Annotated in this window: 5 protein-coding genes and 1 pseudogene; 5 read left to right on the top strand and 1 reads right to left on the bottom strand. The window is 48.4% G+C overall.

The annotated features are described in order from the left end of the window. The 5 genes and pseudogenes from WCO51_07805 to WCO51_07785 all read left to right on the top strand — a co-directional run. Nucleotides 1–1,597, top strand: a 1,597-nt coding sequence (locus WCO51_07805) for a pyruvate formate lyase family protein (protein MEI6513165.1), incomplete at its 5' end; no start/stop codon positions are given. Nucleotides 1,598–1,671: 74 nt separating this feature from the next. Further along, entirely contained in the window at nucleotides 1,672–2,583 is a 912-nt protein-coding gene (locus WCO51_07800; protein ID MEI6513164.1) for a glycyl-radical enzyme activating protein, read from the top strand. Between the two features lie 189 nt (nucleotides 2,584–2,772). Beyond that, a complete protein-coding gene (locus tag WCO51_07795; protein MEI6513163.1) occupies nucleotides 2,773–4,230 on the top strand; it encodes a TldD/PmbA family protein in 1,458 nt (485 codons plus the stop codon). Between the two features lie 4 nt (nucleotides 4,231–4,234). Next, nucleotides 4,235–5,525 (top strand): annotated as a pseudogene (locus tag WCO51_07790) (TldD/PmbA family protein). Between the two features lie 201 nt (nucleotides 5,526–5,726). Next, complete coding sequence (locus WCO51_07785) at nucleotides 5,727–6,260, top strand: hypothetical protein (protein ID MEI6513162.1); 534 nt, start codon at nucleotides 5,727–5,729, stop codon at nucleotides 6,258–6,260. A gap of 11 nt (nucleotides 6,261–6,271) precedes the next feature. Here WCO51_07785 and ftsY read toward each other — a convergent pair. Further along, nucleotides 6,272–7,087, bottom strand: an 816-nt coding sequence (gene ftsY, locus WCO51_07780) for a signal recognition particle-docking protein FtsY (GenBank protein MEI6513161.1), incomplete at its 5' end; no start/stop codon positions are given.

The raw sequence follows: 7,087 nt of genomic DNA, 5'->3' as shown, positions 1-7,087 counted from the left end.
CTGTAAAAATGTACCGGCGAACGGGGCGCGTAACTTTCACGAAGCTGTTCAAGCTTTCTGGTTCCAATATATAATCTTAATGCGAGAAGACGCCTATGGCGGGAATGGGCCTGGCCGATTAGACTATCTGCTCTGGCCTTATCTCGAAAAAGACCTCGAATCCGGCCAATGCACCTTGGAAGAAGCGCGTGAACTCATTGATGAACTTTTCATCCGACTTCACGAACGCATTCTCCCCTGGGATGGTTGGGTTGAAACCATTGTCGTCGGTGGCTGCCACCCTGACGGAAAACCATCGATTACCCCGCTAACCAGAGTCGTCATCGAATCGATTATGGGTTTGGACCAAACCCACCCATCGGTCTATGTGAGAGTTCCGGATAATGCACCCGAATGCTTCCTGGAACTTACAACGCAGTACCTAATCAAAGGTAAAAACCGCGCCCAGATACTTAACGACCGAATGATCTTAGAAGCTATGAATAAGTACGGCATGCCGTTGGAAGACGCGAGATGGTATACCTGCGGCGGTTGCATGGAAATAGTACCCCAGGGTCGAAATAGCGACTTGCTATTTGCTGCCGTACACAACGTGTCGAAGACTGCCGAGCTTGTTCTCACCGGCGGTGAGTGCCTTCGCACTGGTATGAAGCTAACCCATGCCAGCTTGCCGACGCTTCCTGAATATAAAGATTTCGAAGACCTCTATGCGGCGTTTGAAAAAGAAATGCACCGCGAGCTAAATATTCTCTTCAAGAGAGTTGACCTAAACGGTATAGCGATGGCGGAGAACAGACCGACTTATTTGCTCTCTAGCTTAACCCTCGACTGCTTAGAGCGTGGACGAGAACAGCAAGATGGCGGCGCTCGATACCCAGACTACGGGACAACTCCTCTCGGAATTCCAAATGCAGGTGATGCCCTTTATGCAGTCAAACGAGCCGTTTATGACGACAAATTCTGCACCGCTGAAGAGCTATTAGAAGCCCTTAAGTCTAATTTCGAGGGTTATGAGACACTCCGAATGAAGTTGAGAGCATTACCGAAATTTGGCCAGCAAGATGCTGAAGCTGATGCAATGGCAAACCGAGTATTGAATACGGTAATGGACGTGTATGCCGGTTATCGAAATCGTTGGGGCGGACGGGTGAAGTCAATTATCTTCACTTTCGTATGGGCGCCCGAGGCCGGAGGTGCGCTTGGCGCTACTGCTGATGGCCAATTTGCCGGCATGCCAATTGCTCATGGTTTAACTCCACAAAGCAACTCGATGACAGAGGGGATTACGGCTGCAATCGGTTCGCATTGCGCTTTATCACTCGAAAACGTTGCCGGAGCGGCTTCGAGCATGTGGGATATAGATCCCCAGTGGGCGACCCCAAAAACTATTAATGCAGTCCTTAAAAGCTTCCTATCAATGGGAGGCCAAATATTCCAAGGTAACATGACTGATGTGGATGAAATGATCCGCGCCAAAGAACGTCCCGAGGATTACGGTCACTTAATTGTCCGAGTAGGCGGTTTCTCCGCCAAGTTCGTAACCCTCGGAAGCGACGTTCAAGACGATATTATAAATCGGTATCGACATAAGAATTAGTGCGTAATGCGTATTACGTATTCAGGAATCCGTAAATACGCACTACGTAATACGCAATACGTGAGGTTTTTTATATGTCTTCTGAAGGATGGGTTTTTGACATTCAACGCTTTTCGTTGGATGATGGTCCGGGTATTCGTACTACTGTATTTCTTAAGGGGTGTCCGCTAAGATGCCAGTGGTGCCATAACCCCGAAGGACTCGAACGACGGCCACAAGTACGCCTCACTGTGAATCTTTGTGCTCACTGCGGTCGATGTGTTACAGCATGTGACCACGGCGGTCACGTTGTTTCGGCGGATACACATGAACTCTTTCTAGAAGACTGCGTGCGCTGCGGCAAATGTGTTGATGCATGCCTAACTGGCGCACTTGAAAAGATCGGAAAGAAAATGACCGTCGAAGATGTTATGGCGATTGTTCGACGGGACATCCCATTCTATGAGCAATCCGGCGGAGGGCTTACCCTTTCCGGCGGCGAGCCTATGTCTCAGTATGATTTCACCAAAGAGATTTATGAAGTAGCCAAGGCCGAGGGAATGAACACCGCAATTGAAACCTCCGCCCTCTGCCCTTGGGAACAACTCGAAGAACTCAGGCCACTTCTAGATCTTTATCAGGTCGACCTCAAGCACACCGACAACGAGCGACATAAGGAATTAACTGGAGTTCCTAACGATAAGATTTTAGCCAACATAACACGTATGATTGAAGCTGGCTGGCCATTAATCATCCGCGTACCCTGGATCCCGACGAAAAACGCAGAGCAGGGACTTTTAGATGGTTTAGAAGCCTTCCTTACTCAATTCCCTAACCCGCCTCCAGTTGAACTCATGCTCTATCACCGATTAGGCAACAGCAAATGGCTTGCCCAAGGCGGCGAACCCACCATGGCCGACGACATCCCAGCCGCCACCAAAGAGGACGTAGCCCCCTGGATAGAACGCCTAACCGCCAAAGGAATATCGGTAAAGAGCAACGGATAGCGGATCCAGGTGATGGGTAATAGCATACAGATCCCTAAGTAGGCCTCTAGACCGTATTGAAGGGCGATAAATAAATGCCCAATATCCAATCTAATTCCTGACTTCATCTCCGAAATACGTACTACGCAATACGCACTACCTTTCACCTCCCCTGTAAGGTATCCTTTTAACTTAATCAGGAGGTGAGGAATGGAGTTTGATAGAGCCGTGTTGGATGAAATGGCGCAGATTGCCCTTAAATCCGCTCGTTTAGCAGGCGCTGATTATGCTGATATTCGTATTGTTGAAGGGCGTCAGCAATCTTTATTTGCCCGCAATGAACGGATTGCCGGCATCAACGATAGCGGTGATAAAGGTTTCGGGGTTCGATGCTTGGCAAATGGAGCGTGGGGATTTGCAAGTTCTTCTGTACTAACTCCCGAATCTGTTCAAAATGTAGCAAAGCAAGCAGCTGAGATTGCAAGGGCCAGCAGCATCGCCAAGGTACGAAATGTTGACCTTGCTCCCGAACCTATTCATAACTCAACTTATGTCACCCCTCGCGTTACTGATCCCTTTGAAATCCCGCTTGAATCCAAGGCTTCCCTCCTCCTTGAATGCACGGACATCATGCGAAAGGTTGAAGAGGTAAAGGTTGCTATAGCGATGATGTATCAGCTTCGAAGCTACCAGCTTTATGCTTCAACTGAAGGATCGAATATTTTCCTAGACCGCTTGATAGTGACCGCATGGCTGAAAGCGGATACGGTCGGAAATAATGAAAAACAATCGCGCAGCTATCAAGCATCCCCGCAACATGCCGGATGGGAACAAATTATTGCAGCAGACCTTGTTGGAAATGCTCCAAGAGTTGCTCAGGAAGCTCGCGAGAAGCTATTTGCTGACCCTTCACCAACAGGAAACTTTGATTTAATTCTTGACCCAGAGCACCTCCACCTGACGATGCATGAGAGTATTGGTCATGCCACAGAACTTGATCGTGTTTTAGGTTATGAGGCAGATTACGCAGGCACCTCGTTTGCTAAGGTTGACGACTTAGGCAAACTTCAATACGGCAGCAAAATCGTCAACGCAGTTGCGGATAATACGACACCAGAGTTCTTAGCGTCGACGGGGTTTGATGATGATGGAGTAGAAGGTCAAAAGTGGGACATTATCCGTGATGGGGTACTTGTTGACTTCACCACAAGTAGGGAGACCGCCCCGCAAATCGGTTCAAATCGTTCGCACGGAAGTTGCCGCGCAGATGGATGGGAGAATAGCCCTATCCTTCGCATCCCCAACCTCGGCATTTTGCCAAACAAAGGCACTCCCGAAGAATTAATTGCCGACACCAAGGACGGCATTCTTATTCACGGATCAGGCACTTGGAGCATCGACCAAAGAAGGCTCAACTTCCAATTCGGCGGCGACCTGTTCTATCGCATTAAGAATGGTAAGCGGGCAGGAATGCTTAAAGACGTAATTTACCGTAGTTCCACACCGGTATTCTGGAATGCCTGCGATGCTATCTGCGGTCCGGAAGATTGGCGCGCATTTGGTGTTTTGAACTGTGGCAAAGGCCAACCGGGGCAGACAGGGTTCATGTCCCACTATTCCGCAACTTCAAGGTTCCGCAAGATTGAAGTTGGACGAGGTGAGGAGTAAAACCATGATAATGTCAAAGACTGAAGCGCAAACAATAGGCGAAAAAGTGCTTAAGATGGTGAGTGCCGATGATGCGGTCGTCAACGTCGGCCACGGCAGAAACGCAACCACCCGTTTTGCTAACAATACCATCATCCATAATGTCTTCACCGAAAGCCGCGGGGTCTCAATTACCGTTGCCTTCGGCAATAAAACAGGAAGCTCCGGTACCAATCAGCTCGATGATGAGTCGCTTCTATCGATGGTACGCAGGGCAGAGGATATTGCCCGGCTAGCCCCGCCAGACCCGGAATATCTCCCCCCTCTTGGACCTCAGAAATCTTTAGAGGTAAAGGCACATTTTGATTCGACCGCTAAGTTATCTCCGGATGACCGTGCCAACCTTGCCATGCAGATGATTGAGCCGAGCCGTAAGGAATCTTTAGTCGCCTCCGGCACAGTTGAATGCAGTGAACGAGCAAGTTCATTAATGACCAGCAATGGTCTCTGTGCCTATCATCCGCGAACTGATGTTCAAATCGGATGCACAATCACCAGTCCCAACAGCACCGGTTGGGCACGCGATGTCACAGTCGACGTTAGCCGTATCAAACCGTCTGAACTAGCGCAAAGTGCAATTCAACAAGCCAAACGCGCTGCCAACCCTCGAACGATGCCTCCGGGGAAATACACTGTCGTCCTTCAGCCTGCTGCAGGAGCACTTCTTGCAAGCTACTTGCTGATGTGGGCTAATGCTCGAACTACTAAAGAAGGACTGACCTACCTTTCCGACAAGCTCGGCCAAAAGCTGGCACATCTACACCGATCCGCAGGATGAGCGTTTCCCAACTTCACCTTTCAGCGGCGAAGGATTGCCCAATAAGCGAATCACATGGGTAAATAAAGGCGTCTTTGACCAACTCTCATGGGATCGTTGGACTGCCCATAAGGATGGAGTCGAACCAGTTTCACGCTCCAATCACGCCATCATGATCGGCACCGATAAAACTACTGAAGAACTCATCTCAAACGTCGAGCGAGGAATACTGGTCACTCATTTCTGGTATGTAAGATCAGTCAAGTCCGATGAGACCCTCGTCACCGGCATGACCAGAGACGGCACGTTCTACATCGAAGACGGCAAAATCCAATATGGCGTTAAAAACTTCCGTTTCAACGAAAGCTGTCTGGGAATGCTCCAACGCACCATCGCCATCGGCAAACCCGGCTCCTGCGTTGACGTAGAACTAGAACCCAGCCTCTTCCCGCCCTTGGTAGTAACCGACTGGAATTTCGTCAGTACAACGGATTTCTGAGGCTATACCTCTAACCTCCCTTGTAAGGGCAGGGCTATCCCTGCCCTTACAAATTATCCGTTTACACAAATAAGTAGCCACACCCTCCTTTGATATCAATCAACTATTCTTTCCAAGCAAAACAGGACTAAATCCTCTTTACTTATATTGGCCAATAGACTATACTGATAAGAGTATTTCCGAAGATCTGGAGGTATCGAAATGGTGATTAAAGTACTGTACTACATCTTTCTGGCGATAATGATAGTCGTATTTATCTCTTGGACACTGTTGTCTATCTATCCTATCCCATCTTGGGAAGAGGTATATCCCGGCACCGAGCGATACGGATACTCTTACGAATATCCACCTGCTGAGGAGCTTAAGGTATTAAATTCAGTCGAAAAGAAAGCTGCCATCGAAGAATATAAGGCTCGTAAAAAAGAACATGATATGAAAGAAAAAGTATTTGAGAACAAAATCGAGCAACAGGGAAAAACCGTCTCAATCTTCTCTTTAGCTTTAGCAGTGTTATCAATGGCATTAGGCGTCATCTTCTCAAAACGCATGCCAATTGTCTCCGAAGGACTCTTATTAGGAGGCGTATTTACGCTCATTTTTAGCGTAATTTGGTGCCTCAATCAAAGTCCTAAAATCGGAATATTCACCGTAGGAATTGGCCTGTTTGCAACCATTATCTTAGGTTACATACAGTTTGTGCTCCCTGTAACGAAAAAGTCAGCATCAACCAGTTGAAACAATAGTATCTAAAGCAATGCGTCAACGAATTCTTTCGGGTGGAAGTCTTGGAGGTCTTCGGATTTTTCGCCTATTCCGATTAGTTTGATGGGGATTTTCAGGGTTTGTTTGATGGCAACTACCGAACCGCCTCTTGAAGTGCCGTCCAGCTTGGTTAGAACGATACCGGTGACTTTGACGGCTTTGAGGAATTCTTGAGCTTGGCGGATGGCGTTTTGGCCGGTGACTGCATCGAGTACTAAAAGGGTCTCATCAGCGGGTCTTCCAAGGGCCTTTTCGGCCACTCTTGAGACTTTTTTGAGTTCTTCCATCAAGTTATGACTGGTGTGTTGTCGACCGGCAGTGTCGGCTAGGACATAGTCAACTCCTCTTGCTCTTGCCGCATTGATGGCATCAAAAACAACTGCCGATGGATCGGCCCCTTCACGATGGCGGATAAGTTCTGCTCCCGTTCGGGATGCCCATATCTCCAATTGGTCTACTGCAGCAGCCCGAAAAGTGTCGGCAGCAGCCATGATGACTTTCTTACCTCTGCTGTGATAACGCTCGGCGAGCTTGGCTATCGTAGTGGTCTTCCCTACCCCATTAACTCCAACGAACAGATAAACAGTCGGTTTATCGGAAGATACATGCAGATGTGCTGCCTCATCACTAGTTAGCATTCCAAAAATTGATGACTTCAAGCGCTCGCTAAGTTCCTCAGGGGTGCGAAGCTTATCTTCCTTCGCCGCTTTCCTGAGGTCGTCGATAATCTCATTGACAGTATGAACATTCATATCCGCTAGCAGCATCTGCTCTTCGAGTTCTTCGAGCAAATCCTCATC

This window comes from bacterium (assembly GCA_037131655.1).
Classification (GTDB): domain Bacteria; phylum Armatimonadota; class Fimbriimonadia; order Fimbriimonadales; family JBAXQP01; genus JBAXQP01.
The sequence above is the reverse complement of the archived record's forward strand: the minus strand, read 5'-3'. Positions and strand labels throughout refer to the sequence as shown.

Excerpts from the sequence above, each read along its gene's own strand:
- WCO51_07800 (MEI6513164.1), top strand. The coding sequence starts at position 1,672 with ATGTCTTCTGAAGGATGGGTTTTTGACATTCAACGCTTTTCGTTGGAT.
- WCO51_07795 (MEI6513163.1), top strand. The coding sequence starts at position 2,773 with ATGGAGTTTGATAGAGCCGTGTTGGATGAAATGGCGCAGATTGCCCTT.
- WCO51_07785 (MEI6513162.1), top strand. The coding sequence starts at position 5,727 with ATGGTGATTAAAGTACTGTACTACATCTTTCTGGCGATAATGATAGTC.